We start from the raw sequence: 14,455 nt of genomic DNA on the forward strand, positions 1-14,455 counted from the left end.
GAAAGGTAGGCTGGCTCCGTGATTGTGGAGCACCTGAACCTGGTCGATTTCCGCAATTACGCGACCGCTGATCTGGCTCTTCATCGCGGCCCCAACGTCCTCGTCGGACGGAACGGACAGGGCAAGACGAACCTCGCGGAGGCCGTCGTCTTCCTGGCCACGCTCGGCTCGCACCGGGTGTCGTCGGATGCGCCGCTGGTGCGAGACGGACAGGACTTCGCGGTCATCCGCGCGCGGCTGTCCCATGGCGAACGGCGTGTGCTGGTCGAGGTGCAGGTGAACCGGCAGGGATCCAACAAAGCCCGCATCAACGGCTCGCCATCGAAGGCGAACGAGCTGCCACGCTACGCCCACGTCGTCCTCTTCGCGCCGGAAGACCTGCAGATCGTCCGTGGTGATCCGTCAGCCAGACGACGGTTCGTCGATCAGCTGCTGATCCAGCGCACCCCCCGGATGGCTGCGGTGCTCGGCGACTACGACCGCGTGCTCAAGCAGCGCAACGCCCTGTTGAAGTCAGCCAGGGCGCGGGGCGTCCGCGGCGAGGGCTTGAGCACGCTCGACGTGTGGGATGACAAGCTGGTCGCGCTCGGCGCCGAGATCATCACCGCGCGCCAGCGTCTCGCCGCGGATCTGCAGCAGCCCGTGGCCGAGGCCTACGCTGCGATCGCCGGCGCCGACCACCGGCCCCGGTTGGAGTGGGCGCTGTCCGTGGCCGGTGCCGATCCGGAGGACGATGCCGACGCCGAGGAGCAGGAGGTGTCGTCGGCCGCGGCCGAGCAGCGCATCGACGTCGCTCGCACGGCCGAGCTGTTCCGCGCGTCCCTGACCGCGAAGCGAACCCAGGAGCTCGACCGCGGGCTCACGCTGTCGGGTCCGCACCGCGACGACCTTGTGCTGCGCGTGCGGGACCTCCCGGTCAAGGGGTACGCCTCGCACGGGGAATCCTGGTCGGTGGCCCTCGCGCTGAGGCTCGCCTCGGCCGAACTGCTGCGCAGCGAGTCACCCGCGGGTGATCCGGTCCTGATCCTCGACGACGTGTTCGCCGAGCTCGACGCGGATCGACGCCAGCGCCTCGCGTCCCTCACCGCGGGCTACGAACAGGTGGTCGTCACCGCGGCCGTGGAGGAGGATATCCCCGAGGTGCTGCACGCACACGTGGTGCGGATCACGGCGGGCACCATCACCGACGAGCGGGAGGCACCGGATGAGTGACGTGGCCGCCGACGCCGTGATCGAAGCTCCTGAGACTGTCGCCACCTACCTGCGTCTGCGCGGTCTGACGCCGAGTGCGAAGAACTGGAAGCGCAAGCGTCGGATCACGGTCGACGACGACAACGCCCCCTTCACACCGGGCCGCGACCCCGGAACGCTCGGCGATGTGCTCGACCGGCTCAGCCGCGACGCGGGGTGGGAGACCACGCTCGCCAGGGAGGACCTCGTCCGGCAATGGGCCGACCTGGCCGGCGCCGACACCGCGAAGCACTCCGAGCCGGTGTCGCTGGAGCGTGGACTGCTGACGGTGAAGTGCGACTCGACCGCGTGGGCGAAGAACCTGCAGTTCATGCGCGCGACGATCCTGACGGAGATCGGGAGACGGTATCCGGAAGCGGGCGTCGAGAACCTCCGCTTCATCGGACCGGACGTCCCCTCCTGGAAATGGGGTCCCAGAGTCGTTCCAGGACGGGGCCCGCGCGATACCTACGGGTAGGGCACCATGCAAGGGGTCTGACACGCTCAGAGGGCCACACGCGGCCGTTGAGCGGCATATCGACTCGAAACCCGGCTAGAATGGGAGTTCGAGCTATCGATCTGGAGAATGCCCTCTGATGACGCCTGAATCCCCTGCTGACGAGACGGAATCGAACACCGGGGGAACCCCCGCACCCGAGGGAACCACCGAGTCGTCCGCCAACCGCCCGAAGCAGCAGCCGGGAGAGTACGGCGCCGACTCGATCCAGATCCTCGAAGGCCTCGAGGCCGTCCGCAAGCGCCCCGGCATGTACATCGGATCGACGGGACCGCGGGGTCTGCACCACCTGGTCTACGAGATCGTCGACAACTCGGTCGACGAGGCCCTCGCCGGCTACGCGGACACGATCCTGGTGACCCTGCTGGCCGACGGGGGCGTCCGCGTCGTCGACAACGGCCGCGGCATCCCCGTGGACCCGCACTCGTCCGACCCGTCGAAGTCGACGGTCGAGGTCGTGCTCACGATCCTCCACGCCGGTGGCAAGTTCGGCGGCGGCGCGTACGCGGTCTCCGGCGGTCTGCACGGCGTCGGCTCGTCGGTGGTGAACGCGCTCTCCACGCGCTTCGACGTCGAGGTGAAGCAGAAGGGCTTCGTCTGGAACCACAGCTTCGCGAACGGCGGTGTCCCCCAGCAGAAGCTGGAGAAGGGTGCCGCGACCGACGAGACCGGCACCAGCATCACCTTCTGGCCGGACGCGGAAATCTTCCAGGAGACGGTCGAGTTCGACTACGACACGCTCCGTACGCGCTTCCAGCAGATGGCCTTCCTCAACAAGGGACTGCGGATCGAGCTCGCCGACGAGCGTCCGGACTCCGCGTACGAGACGGAGGAGGACGGGCAGGCCGTCACGAAGCAGCCGTCCGATGTGTTCTTCTACGAGCGCGGCCTCGTCGACTACGTCGAGTACCTCAACAAGGTGCGCAAGGCCGAGGTCGTGAACGACGAGATCATCGCCTTCGAATCGGAGGACACCGCGCGCAAGATCTCACTCGAGGTCGCGATGCAGTGGACCACGTCGTACACCGAGAACGTCTTCACCTACGCGAACACGATCAACACCCACGAGGGCGGCACGCACGAGGAGGGGTTCCGCGCGGCACTGACCACGCTGGTCAACCGCTACGCCCGCGCCAACAACCTGCTCAAGGAGAAGGACGACAACCTCTCCGGCGACGACGTGCGCGAGGGCCTCACGGCCGTGATCTCCATCAAGCTCGGGGAGCCGCAGTTCGAGGGCCAGACCAAGACCAAGCTCGGCAACACGGAGGCGAAGGCCTTCGTGCAGAAGGTCGTCGGCGACCAGCTCGGCGACTGGTTCGAGCGCAACCCGAACCAGGCGAAGAACGTGATCCGCAAGGCCATCGACGCCGCGACCGCCCGACTCGCCGCCCGCAAGGCCCGCGAGACCGCGCGCCGCAAGAGCGTGTTCGAGTCTGCGGCCATGCCCGACAAGCTCAAGGACTGCACGAGCAAGGACCCGTCGATCAGCGAGATCTTCCTCGTGGAGGGTGACTCGGCCGGCGGCTCGGCCGTGCAGGGCCGCGATCCGCACACGCAGGCGATCCTCGCGCTGCGCGGCAAGATCCTCAACGTCGAGCGTGCGCGCCTCGACAAGGCGCTCGGCAACAAGGAAGTCCAGGCGATGATCCAGGCCTTCGGCACGGGCATCGGCGAGGAGTTCGACATCGAGAAGGCGCGGTACCACAAGATCGTGCTCATGGCCGACGCCGACGTCGACGGTCAGCACATCACCACGCTGCTGCTCACGCTGCTGTTCCGCTACATGCGCGGGCTCATCGAGGCCGGCTTCGTGTACCTCGCGATGCCGCCGCTCTACCGCCTCAAGTGGTCGAACGCCCCGCACGAGTACGTGTTCAGCGACGCCGAGCGCGACGCTCTCCTGAAGTACGGGCTCGACAACGGCAAGCGCATCCCGAAGGACGCCGGCATCCAGCGGTACAAGGGTCTCGGCGAGATGAACGCCAAGGAGCTGTGGGAGACCACGATGGACCACACCACGCGCACCCTGCGTCAGGTGACCATCGAAGACGCCGCGGCCGCCGACGAGATCTTCAGCGTGCTGATGGGTGAGGACGTCGAGTCGCGACGCAGCTTCATCCAGCGCAACGCCAAGGACGTCCGCTTCCTCGACATCTGAGCGCGAGCTCGCCTCCTCGCTCGCTCAACGACCGGAAATTGAAGAGAACACATGACTGACGAAGAACGTCCCGACATCAACGAGGGCCACGACCACGGCAAGATCGACCAGGTCGACCTGCAGTCGGAGATGCAGCGCAGCTACCTCGACTACGCGATGGCCGTGATCGTCGGGCGCGCGCTCCCCGACGTGCGTGACGGCCTCAAGCCCGTGCACCGCCGCGTGATCTACGGCATGTACGACGGCGGATTCCGCCCGGACAAGTCGTTCTCGAAGTGTGCCCGCGTGGTCGGCGAGGTCATGGGGCAGTACCACCCGCACGGTGACTCCGCGATCTACGACGCTCTCGTGCGCCTGGTGCAGCCGTGGTCGCTGCGGTACCCGCTCGCGCTCGGCCAGGGGAACTTCGGCTCCCCCGGCAACATGGGCGCGGCGGCGCCCCGATACACCGAGACGAAGATGGCTCCGCTCGCGCTCGAGATGGTGCGCGACATCGAAGAGGAGACCGTCGACTTCACCGACAACTACGACGGACAGACGCAGGAGCCGACGGTCCTGCCGGCCCGGTTCCCGAACCTGCTCGTCAACGGTTCGGTCGGCATCGCGGTCGGCATGGCCACGAACATCCCGCCGCACAACCTGCGCGAGGTGTCGGACGCGGCGCTGTGGGCCCTCGACAACCCGGACATCTCCCGCGAGGAGCTGCTCGACGGTCTGATCCAGCGGATCCCCGGGCCGGACTTCCCCACCGGCGCGCAGATCCTCGGCACGAAGGGCATCCACGAGGCCTATCGCACGGGACGCGGCTCGATCACGATGCGCGCGGTCGTGAACGTCGAGGAGATCCAGGGCCGCACGTGCCTCGTGATCACCGAGCTGCCGTATCAGGTGAACCCCGACAACGTCGCGGTGAAGATCGGCGACCTCGCGCGCGACGGGAAGATCACCGGCATCGCGGACATCCGTGACGAGTCCTCCGACCGCACCGGTCAGCGCCTCGTCGTCGTGCTCAAGCGTGACGCGGTCGCGAAGGTCGTGCTCAACAACCTGTACAAGCACACGCAGCTGCAGGAGAACTTCGGCGCGAACATGCTCGCGATCGTCGACGGTGTTCCGCGCACGCTCGCGATCGACGGCTTCGTCACCAACTGGATCGCGCACCAGATCGACGTGATCGTGCGGCGCACCCAGTTCCGCCTCAACGAGGCCGAGAAGCGCATGCACATCCTGCGCGGCTACCTGAAGGCGCTCGATGCCCTCGACGAGGTGATCGCGCTCATCCGCCGATCGCAGACCACGGCCGACGCGAACGAGGGCCTGCAGAAGCTCCTCGACATCGACGAGATCCAGGCCGATGCGATCCTGCAGATGCAGCTGCGTCGCCTCGCGGCCCTCGAGCGCCAGAAGATCATCGACCAGGCCACCGAGCTCGAGGCGCAGATAACCGAGTACAAGGCGATCCTCGCCGACGAGGGCCGGCAGCGCACGATCATCCGCGAGGAGCTCACCGCGATCGTCGACCGCTTCGGCGACGAGCGTCGCACGCACATCCTGCACGGTTTCGACGGCGACGTCTCCATGGAAGACCTCATCGCCGAAGAGGAGATGGTCGTCACCGTCACGCGCGAGGGCTACATCAAGCGCACGCGCAGCGACAACTACCGCTCGCAGCACCGCGGTGGCAAGGGCGTCAAGGGCGCTCAGCTCCGCGCCGACGACATCGTGGAGCACTTCTTCGTCACCACCACGCACCACTGGCTGCTGTTCTTCACGGACAAGGGCCGCGTCTACCGCGCCAAGACGTATGAGGTGCCGGAGGCCGGTCGCGACGCGAAGGGCACCCACGTCGCCAACCTGCTCGCCCTGCAGCCCGACGAGAGCATCGCCCAGGTGCTCGACATCCGCGACTATGAGGTCGCCGACTACCTCGTCCTCGCGACCCGCGACGGTCTGGTGAAGAAGACCCGACTCGACGCGTACGACACGAACCGTCAGGGCGGCGTGATCGCGATCCGACTCAACGAGGAGGACGAGCTCGTCAGCGCGCTGCTCGTCAACGCCGAGGACGACATCCTCCTCATCAGCCGCCGTGGCATGTCGGTGCGGTTCGAGGCGACCGACGAGGCACTGCGCCCCATGGGTCGCGCGACCGCCGGTGTGCGCGGCATGAAGTTCAAGATCGACGGCGACTGCCTGCTGTCCGCCTCGGTCGCGGCCGCCGGGAAGTTCGTCTTCGTGGTCACCGACGGCGGGTACGCGAAACGCACGGCGGTCGAGGAATACCGGGTCCAGGGCCGTGGCGGAACGGGCATCAAGGTCGCGAAACTGAACGACGATCGGGGCACTCTCGCGGGTGGTCTGATCGTCGCGGAGGACGACGAGGTCTTGGTGGTTCTGTCCAGCGGCAAGGTGGTACGCTCTGCCGTGGCCGAGGTCCCCGCGAAGGGTCGAGACACCATGGGAGTGGTGTTCGCCCGCACGACGGAGGCCGACCGCATCCTCGCCATCGCCCGTAACGGTGAGCGCGGTCTCGCAGAAGACGAGGCCGAAGCGGATGTCGACACCGAGGCCCCCCAGACGACAGAGACACCCGAGGATACAGACGCATGAGCACAGTGGCCGACAAGCTGGCGAAGAAGTCGACCCGCAAGACCAGTGGCAAACAGGTTCGCCTCCGCCTGGTGTACGTCGACTTCTGGTCAGCGGTGAAGCTCTCCTTCCTGGGAGCCGTGGCTCTCGCCGTCGTCACGATGGTCTCCTTCTTCCTCATCTTCCTGGTGCTCCAGGCGACGGGCATCATGTCGACCGCAGACGAGTTCCTCCAGGGCATCACGGACAACGCGTTCGTGCTGTCCGAGGTCGTCGGCCTGCCGCAGGTGATGGCCTTCGCCGCGGTCGTGGCGATCCTGAACCTGATCGTCTTCACGGTGCTCGGCGCCGTGATCGCCGGCATCTACAACCTCGCCGTGAAGGTGACGGGCGGCCTGCTCGTCGGCTTCATGTCGAACTGACGCGAGTCACGACGAAGGGCGGGTGCCGCAGCACCCGCCCTTCGTCGTGTGCACGGCGCGGCGGCTCAGACCACCCCGGTCGTTCCGAGGAGCGTGCCGATCAGCCACGTCGCGAGCAGCGCGAGCGCTCCGCCGATCACGAGCCGCAGTGCCGCTCGGCCCGGCGCGGATCCTCCGATCCTCGCCGAGATCGTGCCCGTCGCGGCCAGGGCGATCAACACCGCGACGAAGGTCACCGGGACTCGCCAGTCGGGCGGGGGCAGCAGGATCGCCAGCAAGGGGAGCAGCGCGCCGAGCGTGAACGCGATCGCGGAGGACAGCGCCGCGTGCCACGGGTTGACCAGGTCGTCCTGATCGATGCCGAGCTCCACCTCGAGGTGTGCCGACAGAGCGTCGTGCGCGGTGAGCTCCTCGGCCACACGGCGCGCGGTGTCCTCCGTGAGCCCCCGGTCGCGGTACAGGGAGGTGAGCTCGGCGAGCTCCGCCTCCGGCATCGTGCGCAGCTCTTCCTTCTCCTTGGCGATGAGCGCGCGCTCGCTGTCGCGCTGGCTGCTCACGGAGACGTACTCGCCCAGAGCCATGGAGATCGCCCCACCCACCAGACCGGCGACGCCCGCGGTGAGGAGCGCGGCGTTATCCGTGGTGGCACCGGCAACGCCCACGACCAGCGATGCCACCGACACGATCCCGTCATTCGCTCCGAGGACACCGGCGCGCAGCCAGTTGAGGCGCTGACCCACTCCGGTGCCGTGCGGTTCTCCCTCGTGGGCTGTCATGCCACCAGTGAAGCAGACGAGGACAGTGGCGAGGGCGGTCCCGGGTAGGGAAAACCCGAACCGGAGTGTCCGGCTGCCTCGGTGCCCGCGTGGCACCCTCCCCCGTACCGTGGAATCATGACCACTCAGCCTGCGCCTCCGGCCGCCGCTCCGGCGAAGCCACCGCTGCGCCTCTTCCTCACGGTCCTGCATCTGGCGGGCATCGGCGTCCTCGGTGGCGGGATCTTCGCCACCCTCGGCGCACTGCTCGGGACGGGGATCGGCCTCGTGTTCGTCGCCGGCATCGGCATCGTCCTGCTCGTCGGTCTCGTCTACGCGCTCTACGGCCTCGGCTGGTTCGAGGTCGCGCGCGTCGCCGGTCTCTACCGCACCCCGCTCGCGCCCCTGCGACTGCAGCCGCGCGATCGTCCCGGCTTCGCCGGCTGGCTCCGCGCCCTCGGGCGACAGGCCGTCGACGGACGCATGTGGCGTGCCGTCGCGAACTTCGCCATCTCGGCAGTGCTGGGCTGGGTCGTGCTCCGCCTGGCCTGGAGCCTCGTGTGGTCGATCATCATCTCCTTCGCCCCCCTGACCTCTGCCGACAGCATCATGGGACCCTTCGGCGGTGCCGGGATCCCCGTCGCCTGGGCTCCGCTCATCGGGATCTTGGGCGTCGCCGCATCGGCGGCCGGCATCATCGGACTCGCATTCCTGCACCGCACCCTGTCCCTGGCGATCGTCGCCCGCAGTCGGGAGACCGAGCTCACGGAGCGGGTGCGTGCCTCGACGGCGCAGCGGGAGGGAGCCGTGCGTGCGGCCGACGTGGAGCGCACCCGCATCGAGCGGGATCTCCACGACGGCGTGCAGCCGCGTCTCGTCTCGGTCGGCATGACCCTGGGCCTGGCCCAGCAGAAGATCGACACCGATCCCGACGCGGCCAAGGACCTCATCTCGGAGGCGCACACCTCGACGAAGGCGGCGATCACCGAGCTGCGGCAGCTCGCGCGGGGCATCCACGCCTCGGTCCTCGACGACCGCGGGCTGGACGCGGCGCTGTCCGCACTCGCCGGCCGTTCGCACATCCCCGTGCACCTCGACGTGCGGATGGACGGGCGGTGCAGTCGTGAGGCCGAGGCCGCGGTGTACTTCTCGATCGCGGAATCCCTCACCAACGCCGCCAAGCACTCTCGCGCGAGCGAGGCCCGGGTCACGGTGCGACTGCGCGAGGGCAACGTGCTGTGGGCCCGCGTGGAGGACAACGGCATGGGCGGCGCGCAGGTGCTCCCCGGCGGCGGCCTCGACGGCATCGCGAACCGGATCCTCGCCGCCGGCGGAACGTTCCGCCTGGACAGCCCGCTCGGTGGTCCGACCAGCCTGGAGGTGAACGTGCCATGCGCATCCTGATCTGCGAGGACTCGGTCCTGCTGCGGGAGGGGCTCGTGCGTCTGCTGGAAGACGCGGGTCATCAGGTGGTGGCCGCGCTCACCGACACCGACGGTGTGGCGGAGGCCGTGGCATCCGCCGACCCGGAGCTCTGCATCCTGGACGTGCGGCTTCCTCCGACGTTCACCGACGAGGGGATCCGTGCGGCGCTGGCGCTGCGGGCGACGCATCCGTCCCTTCCGATCCTCGTGCTGTCGCAGTACGTGGAGGAGCGCTACGCGTCTGACCTGATCGCGGCGCAGGGAGGGCCCCTGGGTTACCTGCTGAAGGACCGGGTCGCCGACGTCGCGGAGTTCATCGAGTCCGTGCAGCGGATCGCCGACGGAGCGACCGTGCTCGACCCGGAGGTCGTGGCGCAGCTGCTCACGCGACGCAACCGCGACGACCGGATGCTGCGCCTCACGGAACGTGAGCGCACCGTGCTGGCACTGATCGCGGAGGGCAAGTCGAACCAAGCGATCGCCGGACTGCTGTTCGTCTCCGAGGCGAGTGTCGAGAAGCACATCACCTCCATCTTCCAGAAGCTGGGGTTCGAGCAGGACGAGTCGGGAAACCGTCGCGTGCTGGCGGCCCTGGCACACATCGAGAACACGGGCGGCCCCACGCCGCCGACCGGACAGACAGGAATGGCACGATGACCACCGAAGATCAGGGCCCCCAGGGCGGCCACACGCCGCTCACCCCTCCCCCTGCGACGGCACCTCACGCCCCGGCCGAGCCCGCACCGATGGTGCCGGGCGGCTCCGGTACCGAGCCCCGACGTTCCTCGGGCGCCACGGCGATCCTCGTGATCACCGCCGTGGTGGGCGGCCTCGCCCTGCTCGGCGCCGGAGGCACGGCGGCGGCCGCAGCCGCGGGCTCCGTGATGTCATCGAGCCGACCCGACTCGGTCCAGACCGTCGGCGTGGACGGCATCGACGGCGTCGACCTCGATGCCGACGCGAGCAGCGTGCGGGTGGAGTTCGGTGACGTGGACGACGCCGAACTGGCGGTCACGAACGGCCGCGGGCAGGCCTGGACGTTCGAGCGGGAGGGCGACGAACTCGTCGTGAAGAGCCCGCGGGGTGTGTTCGGCTGGTGGTTCGGCAACTGGTTCGGCGACGAGGAGGTCGCGGTGCTGACGTTGCCCGAGAGCCTGCGCGACGCCGGTCTGGATGCGAACCTCACGCTCAACGCGGGCAGCCTGGATGTGACGGGTGACTTCGGTGACCTCGAGCTCGACGTGAACGCGGGGTCGCTCGACGTCGAGGGCGCGGCGGAGACGCTCGACGTGCAGATGAACGCCGGGCGCGCCGACATCGTGCTGGACTCGGTGGCCGAGGCCGACCTGGGCATCTCGGCGGGCGATCTCACGGTGGAGCTCACGGGCTCGGCGCCCGCGCGCACATCGGTCGATGCGAGCGCGGGATCGGTCGACCTCACGCTGCCCGACGTGGAGTACAGCCTCACCCAGGACGTGAGCGCCGGCTCGCTCGATGCCACCGTCGATCAGGGGTCGAACGCGCGACACACGATCGACGTCTCTCTCGCAGCGGGGAACGTGACGATCCGACCCGGGCGCTGAGACGCGGGAGCACGGAGGGGCCGGTACTCGGAGAGTGCCGGCCCCTCGGCGCCGTCGCTCACGGCGTCGGCGAAGTTATCCACAGTTCTCTCCACAGCATGGGGAGAATTACACCGATGTTATTCACAGGCGTTAACAACTCTGTTAACAACTCGGGATCAGGCCAAAAGGAGCAGCGGCGGAACGAACGCCACGATCACGAGCAGGAGAACCACCAGGGCCGAGAGGAAAACGATCTGCCACACGCGCTGCTCACGGCGTTTCGTGCGCGTATAGATGAAGGCCACGATCGCGCCCACGATCGCCCCGCCCAGATGCGCCTGCCAGGAGATCCCCCCGGCGAAGAACCCGAAGGCGAAGTTGATCGCGAGGATGACGAGGATCCCGGTCACGTTCGCCCCGATGTGGCGGCCGATGATAAACAGCGACGCGAGGAGACCGAAGATGGCGCCCGATGCTCCGACCGTCCATGAGCCCGGCGCGAGGATCGCGACCATGACCGATCCACCCAGTCCGCTGATCAGGTACAGCGCCAGGTAGCGCGCCCGCCCCAGCATGGGTTCGAGGCTCTGGCCGAGCATCCACAGCGCCAGCATGTTGAGCGCGAGGTGCACGAAGCCGCCGTGCACGAACAGCACCGTCAGCAGTCGCCACGGCTCGAACGGCACCGCGAACAGGTTGGGGTAGAGGAACGGTGCGTAGAAGCCCAGCGCCTGTGTGATCGGCTGGTTGAGCCCGGGGATGAGCTGCACGAGGCCGATGAACGACGTGATCGCCAGCAGCACGTAGGTGACGACGGGCTTGCCGCCGCGGGTCATCGCCAGAGCACCGCCGCGGTTCCCCCAGCGTCGGGCGGCCTTCTTCTGGGCGGGAGTGCGGTTCTTGCGCTCGGCCGCCATGCACTCCGGGCAGATCACGCCGACGGCGGCCTGGGTCTGACACTCGGGGCAGATGGTGCGCAGACACCGCTGGCAGAGCACGAAGCTCTGCCGATCCGGATGCCGGTAGCAGAAGTTGTCGCGATTACTCGTGAACTCGGGCGTCGACATCCGGATCGGCCGTGGCTTCCGTCAGGCGGCGACGATGTCGATCGACTGCAGCACGACCGGCTCGACCGGGCGGTCGCCGGCCGCGGTGGGCACGGCGGCGATGGCGTCGACGACCTTCTTCGAGGCGTCGTCGGCGACGGCGCCGAAGATGGTGTGCTTGCCCTGCAGCCACGGGGTCGGGTCGGTCGTGATGAAGAACTGCGAGCCGTTCGTGCCCTCGACCTTGCCGGTGATGGCGTTGCGGCGCAGGCCGGCGTTGGCCATCGCGAGGATGTAGGGCTCGTTGAAGTCGAGCTCCCCGTTGATCTCGTCATCGAAGTTGTAGCCGGGGCCGCCCACACCCTGACCGAGCGGGTCGCCGCCCTGGATCATGAAGTTGGGGATGATGCGGTGGAAGATGACGTCCTTGTAGAGAGGACCCTCGCCCGGCTTGCCGGTGGCGGGGTGCGTCCACTCCTGGGTGCCGTCGGCCAGGCCGACGAAGTTCTTGACCGTCTTGGGAGCGTGGTCGCCGAAGAGGTTGATGACGATGTCACCGTGGTTGGTGTGCAGAGTTGCGACGTGGGAAGCATGAACCATGCCCTCATTCTCGCAGAGCTTCCGATGAGTGGCCCGGGTCTGTACATCCCCTCGGCGGATGATGCAAGGGGCGGGCGATTCCCTCCCCCCATCCAGGGTGTCGTGGCAAGATGGGGAACCCGTACTCCAATGGACAGGAGAGCATCGTGAGCCTCAGCCGCAAGCGGAAGAAGCAGCTTCGTCGTCTTCAGAAGGACGCCAACCAGCTGTGGGAGGACCAGCAGGTGCTCGTCGGCCACGCCGCCGACGTCGCCCGAGAGGCCGGCCGTCAGCTCGGCAACTTCAATCGGGAACAGCTCGTCCCCGCCGTCCAGGACACCTACAACCGTCGTGTCGCCCCCGTGGTCGACCGCGGCGTGAAGGTCGGCAGGCACGTCGTCGACGACAAGGTCGTGCCGATCGTCGGCGGCGTCGTCGGCACCGCGCTCACCGCGTGGGACGTCGCCAACGCGAAGCGTCAGGGCATCGAATACAAGGCCCGCAAGGCCGTCGCTCCGAAGAAGGGCCCCGGCCTCGGCTCGGTCATCGCGATCGTGCTGGGTGCGGCTGCGGCCGTCGGAGTGCTCTACGCCGCCTGGCAGGCCCTCCGCGCCGACGACGAGCTCTGGGTCGCCGACGACCCGCTGTCGGCTCCCGACGCGTGACCACCCCCGACCCGCACGCGCGGGTGCGGGATGCTGCGGCCGCCCGCGGACTCGACATCGAGATCCGCGAGCGGCCGCAGGCGCGCAGCCTGCATGAGGCCGCGGAGATCCTGGGCATACCGCCGTCCGGCATCGTGAAGACCCTCGTGGTGAAGCGCTCCGACGACACCTATCTGTTCGCCCTGGTCCCCGGCGGTCGGTCGATCTCGTGGCCCAAGCTGCGTGCCGTGGTCGGCGTCAACAAGCTGCGACTGCCCGAACCCGAGCTCGCCCTCGCGGCCACAGGGTACGAGCGGGGCACGATCGTCCCGATCGGCAGCACGACCGATTGGCCCGTGTACGCCGACGAGTCCATCGTCGGGCAGCGGATCGCCATGGGAGCGGGTGCGCACGGTTACAGCCTGTTCGTGGACGCCGACGACCTGATCGCCGCCTACGGCGCCACCGTCGCCGACATCTCCCTTCCCGAGGAGCGCTGACCGCCAGCGCTCAGGCGAGTCCCGCCATCCGGATGGCGATGTCGACCAGCTTGACCCGCTGCAGCCCCGCGACGGCCGCGAGCGGAAACCACTCGGCCCTGTCGGTCGAGCCCTCGGTCTCGAAGCGCAGCCGTCCGCCGGTGACCTCGGCGCGGTAGACGATGCGCAGCGTGTGGAGCGGTTCCGCCGCCTTCTGCACCCGCCGCCCTGCCGGGATCACCCGCGAATGGATACCGAGCAGCGCGCCGACCCGCACGGTGTACCCGGTCTCCTCGCGCAACTCCCGGCGGACCGCGTCCTCCGGGGCCTCGCCCGGCTCGAGCCCGCCGCCCGGCATGGTCCACGCCGTGCGACGCCCCTCGATCCAGCGCGCCAGGAGGAGCCGGCCACCCTCATCGGTGACGACCCCGTATGCGGCGACGCGCAGGTCCATGGCTCACACCCTATCCGCCGGGCACGCCACGCTCCGACCACGTGTCGGCCGGCGCACATCGATCACGAATCGAGAAGCGAGGGCGCTCGGATCGTTCCTATTCTGTGGAGATCAGCCACACCGAGAGGACGGAAACCATGGCCGCCGACAACGAGAAGAACTTCACCGCCGAGGAGCGCGAGGCCATGCAGGCCGCCGCGAAGGAGGCCCGCACCCGACGGTCGCGTGCCAAGAAGTCGCCCGAGGAGCTGAGGGCGGCCGGCGAAGCCGACATCACGGAGGCCATCGACAAGCTCGACGAGCACGACAGGGCGCTGGCGCGGAAGCTGCACGACCTGGTCTCCGAGGTCGCCCCCGACCTGGTGCCGCGCACGTACTACGGCATGCCCGCGTGGGGTCGAGACGGGAAGGTGCTGTGCTTCTTCCAGCCCGCGAGCAAGTTCAAGGTGCGCTACGGGACGTTCGGGTTCGAGCCGATCTCGAACCTCGACGACGGCACCGTGTGGCCCACGGCGTACGCTGTGATCGACCTGACGCCGAAGGACCGGGAGTTCCTCGCGGACCGGCTGCGCCAGGCCATCAGCTGAAGC

15 protein-coding genes are annotated in these 14,455 nt (G+C 68.4%); 11 read left to right on the forward strand and 4 right to left on the reverse strand.

The genetic code is table 11. From position 1 onward, the window contains the following. Positions 1–18: 18 nt before the first annotated feature. The 5 genes from recF to ACFV3I_RS01780 all read left to right on the forward strand — a co-directional run bounded on the left by recF (position 19) and on the right by ACFV3I_RS01780 (position 6,919). Complete coding sequence (gene recF, locus ACFV3I_RS01760) at positions 19–1,212, forward strand: DNA replication/repair protein RecF (RefSeq protein WP_136033741.1); 1,194 nt, start codon at positions 19–21, stop codon at positions 1,210–1,212. Then, entirely contained in the window at positions 1,205–1,708 is a 504-nt protein-coding gene (locus ACFV3I_RS01765) for a DUF721 domain-containing protein (protein WP_136033739.1), read from the forward strand. The genes recF and ACFV3I_RS01765 overlap by 8 nt, the downstream gene beginning before the upstream one ends. A 118-nt stretch (positions 1,709–1,826) precedes the next feature. Then, positions 1,827–3,908, forward strand: a complete 2,082-nt coding sequence (gene gyrB, locus ACFV3I_RS01770) for a DNA topoisomerase (ATP-hydrolyzing) subunit B (protein WP_247638037.1) — start codon at positions 1,827–1,829, stop codon at positions 3,906–3,908. A 51-nt stretch (positions 3,909–3,959) separates the two neighbouring features. After that, positions 3,960–6,518, forward strand: coding sequence for a DNA gyrase subunit A (gene gyrA / locus ACFV3I_RS01775; protein WP_136033736.1), 2,559 nt, complete (start codon positions 3,960–3,962; stop codon positions 6,516–6,518). Then, a complete protein-coding gene (locus tag ACFV3I_RS01780) occupies positions 6,515–6,919 on the forward strand; it encodes a DUF3566 domain-containing protein (protein ID WP_136033734.1) in 405 nt (134 codons plus the stop codon). The genes gyrA and ACFV3I_RS01780 overlap by 4 nt, the downstream gene beginning before the upstream one ends. A 65-nt stretch (positions 6,920–6,984) precedes the next feature. On the opposite strand, the gene ACFV3I_RS01785 is transcribed toward ACFV3I_RS01780, so the two are convergent. Continuing rightward, positions 6,985–7,695 carry a VIT family protein gene (locus ACFV3I_RS01785; RefSeq protein WP_136036484.1) on the reverse strand — a complete coding sequence of 237 codons (711 nt, stop codon included), beginning with the start codon at positions 7,693–7,695 and terminating at the stop codon, positions 6,985–6,987. Positions 7,696–7,812: 117 nt separating this feature from the next. On the opposite strand from ACFV3I_RS01785, the gene ACFV3I_RS01790 reads away from it, so the two are divergent. The 3 genes from ACFV3I_RS01790 to ACFV3I_RS01800 are packed head-to-tail and all read left to right on the forward strand — an operon-like array spanning position 7,813 to position 10,681. Further along, on the forward strand, positions 7,813–9,078 hold the full coding sequence (locus ACFV3I_RS01790) for a histidine kinase (protein WP_136036485.1): 1,266 nt from the start codon (positions 7,813–7,815) through the stop codon (positions 9,076–9,078). Next, positions 9,066–9,755 (forward strand): response regulator transcription factor, encoded by a 690-nt coding sequence (locus ACFV3I_RS01795; protein ID WP_136033727.1) that lies wholly within the window; start codon positions 9,066–9,068, stop codon positions 9,753–9,755. Before ACFV3I_RS01790 ends, ACFV3I_RS01795 begins: the two co-directional genes overlap by 13 nt. Then, a complete protein-coding gene (locus ACFV3I_RS01800) occupies positions 9,752–10,681 on the forward strand; it encodes a DUF4097 family beta strand repeat-containing protein (protein WP_247638039.1) in 930 nt (309 codons plus the stop codon). Before ACFV3I_RS01795 ends, ACFV3I_RS01800 begins: the two co-directional genes overlap by 4 nt. A 158-nt stretch (positions 10,682–10,839) precedes the next feature. Here ACFV3I_RS01800 and ACFV3I_RS01805 read toward each other — a convergent pair whose 3' ends face one another. Both ACFV3I_RS01805 and ACFV3I_RS01810 read right to left on the reverse strand, forming a co-directional pair. Further along, entirely contained in the window at positions 10,840–11,730 is an 891-nt protein-coding gene (locus ACFV3I_RS01805) for a rhomboid family intramembrane serine protease (protein WP_136036486.1), read from the reverse strand. Positions 11,731–11,751: 21 nt separating this feature from the next. Next, entirely contained in the window at positions 11,752–12,309 is a 558-nt protein-coding gene (locus tag ACFV3I_RS01810) for a peptidylprolyl isomerase (protein WP_136033721.1), read from the reverse strand. A 146-nt stretch (positions 12,310–12,455) separates the two neighbouring features. On the opposite strand from ACFV3I_RS01810, the gene ACFV3I_RS01815 reads away from it, so the two are divergent. Both ACFV3I_RS01815 and ACFV3I_RS01820 read left to right on the forward strand, forming a co-directional pair. Next, the gene (locus tag ACFV3I_RS01815; protein ID WP_136033719.1) at positions 12,456–12,953 is read left to right on the forward strand and encodes a DNA helicase; all 498 of its coding nucleotides are present in this window, start codon (positions 12,456–12,458) and stop codon (positions 12,951–12,953) included. Continuing rightward, entirely contained in the window at positions 12,950–13,432 is a 483-nt protein-coding gene (locus ACFV3I_RS01820; protein WP_378822237.1) for an aminoacyl-tRNA deacylase, read from the forward strand. The genes ACFV3I_RS01815 and ACFV3I_RS01820 overlap by 4 nt, the downstream gene beginning before the upstream one ends. Positions 13,433–13,442: 10 nt before the next feature. Here the strand turns inward: ACFV3I_RS01820 and ACFV3I_RS01825 are convergent, their stop codons facing one another. Next, positions 13,443–13,865, reverse strand: a complete 423-nt coding sequence (locus ACFV3I_RS01825; protein ID WP_136033717.1) for an NUDIX hydrolase — start codon at positions 13,863–13,865, stop codon at positions 13,443–13,445. 137 nt (positions 13,866–14,002) lie between these two features. On the opposite strand from ACFV3I_RS01825, the gene ACFV3I_RS01830 reads away from it, so the two are divergent. Further along, positions 14,003–14,452 (forward strand): iron chaperone, encoded by a 450-nt coding sequence (locus ACFV3I_RS01830; RefSeq protein ID WP_136036488.1) that lies wholly within the window; start codon positions 14,003–14,005, stop codon positions 14,450–14,452. Positions 14,453–14,455 lie beyond the last annotated feature (3 nt).

Source organism: Microbacterium sp. NPDC059771 (assembly GCF_042732495.1).
In the GTDB taxonomy this organism is placed as follows: Bacteria; Actinomycetota; Actinomycetes; order Actinomycetales; family Microbacteriaceae; genus Microbacterium; species Microbacterium sufflavum.

What these genes read in the sequence shown, in the direction of transcription:
- ACFV3I_RS01765 (WP_136033739.1), top strand. Translation starts at nt 1,205, where the DNA reads ATGAGTGACGTGGCCGCCGACGCCGTGATCGAAGCTCCTGAGACTGTC.
- gyrB (WP_247638037.1), top strand. Translation starts at nt 1,827, where the DNA reads ATGACGCCTGAATCCCCTGCTGACGAGACGGAATCGAACACCGGGGGA.
- gyrA (WP_136033736.1), top strand. Translation starts at nt 3,960, where the DNA reads ATGACTGACGAAGAACGTCCCGACATCAACGAGGGCCACGACCACGGC.
- ACFV3I_RS01780 (WP_136033734.1), top strand. Translation starts at nt 6,515, where the DNA reads ATGAGCACAGTGGCCGACAAGCTGGCGAAGAAGTCGACCCGCAAGACC.
- ACFV3I_RS01785 (WP_136036484.1), bottom strand. Translation starts at nt 7,695, where the DNA reads ATGACAGCCCACGAGGGAGAACCGCACGGCACCGGAGTGGGTCAGCGC.
- ACFV3I_RS01790 (WP_136036485.1), top strand. Translation starts at nt 7,813, where the DNA reads ATGACCACTCAGCCTGCGCCTCCGGCCGCCGCTCCGGCGAAGCCACCG.
- ACFV3I_RS01795 (WP_136033727.1), top strand. Translation starts at nt 9,066, where the DNA reads ATGCGCATCCTGATCTGCGAGGACTCGGTCCTGCTGCGGGAGGGGCTC.
- ACFV3I_RS01800 (WP_247638039.1), top strand. Translation starts at nt 9,752, where the DNA reads ATGACCACCGAAGATCAGGGCCCCCAGGGCGGCCACACGCCGCTCACC.
- ACFV3I_RS01805 (WP_136036486.1), bottom strand. Translation starts at nt 11,730, where the DNA reads ATGTCGACGCCCGAGTTCACGAGTAATCGCGACAACTTCTGCTACCGG.
- ACFV3I_RS01810 (WP_136033721.1), bottom strand. Translation starts at nt 12,309, where the DNA reads ATGGTTCATGCTTCCCACGTCGCAACTCTGCACACCAACCACGGTGAC.
- ACFV3I_RS01825 (WP_136033717.1), bottom strand. Translation starts at nt 13,865, where the DNA reads ATGGACCTGCGCGTCGCCGCATACGGGGTCGTCACCGATGAGGGTGGC.
- ACFV3I_RS01830 (WP_136036488.1), top strand. Translation starts at nt 14,003, where the DNA reads ATGGCCGCCGACAACGAGAAGAACTTCACCGCCGAGGAGCGCGAGGCC.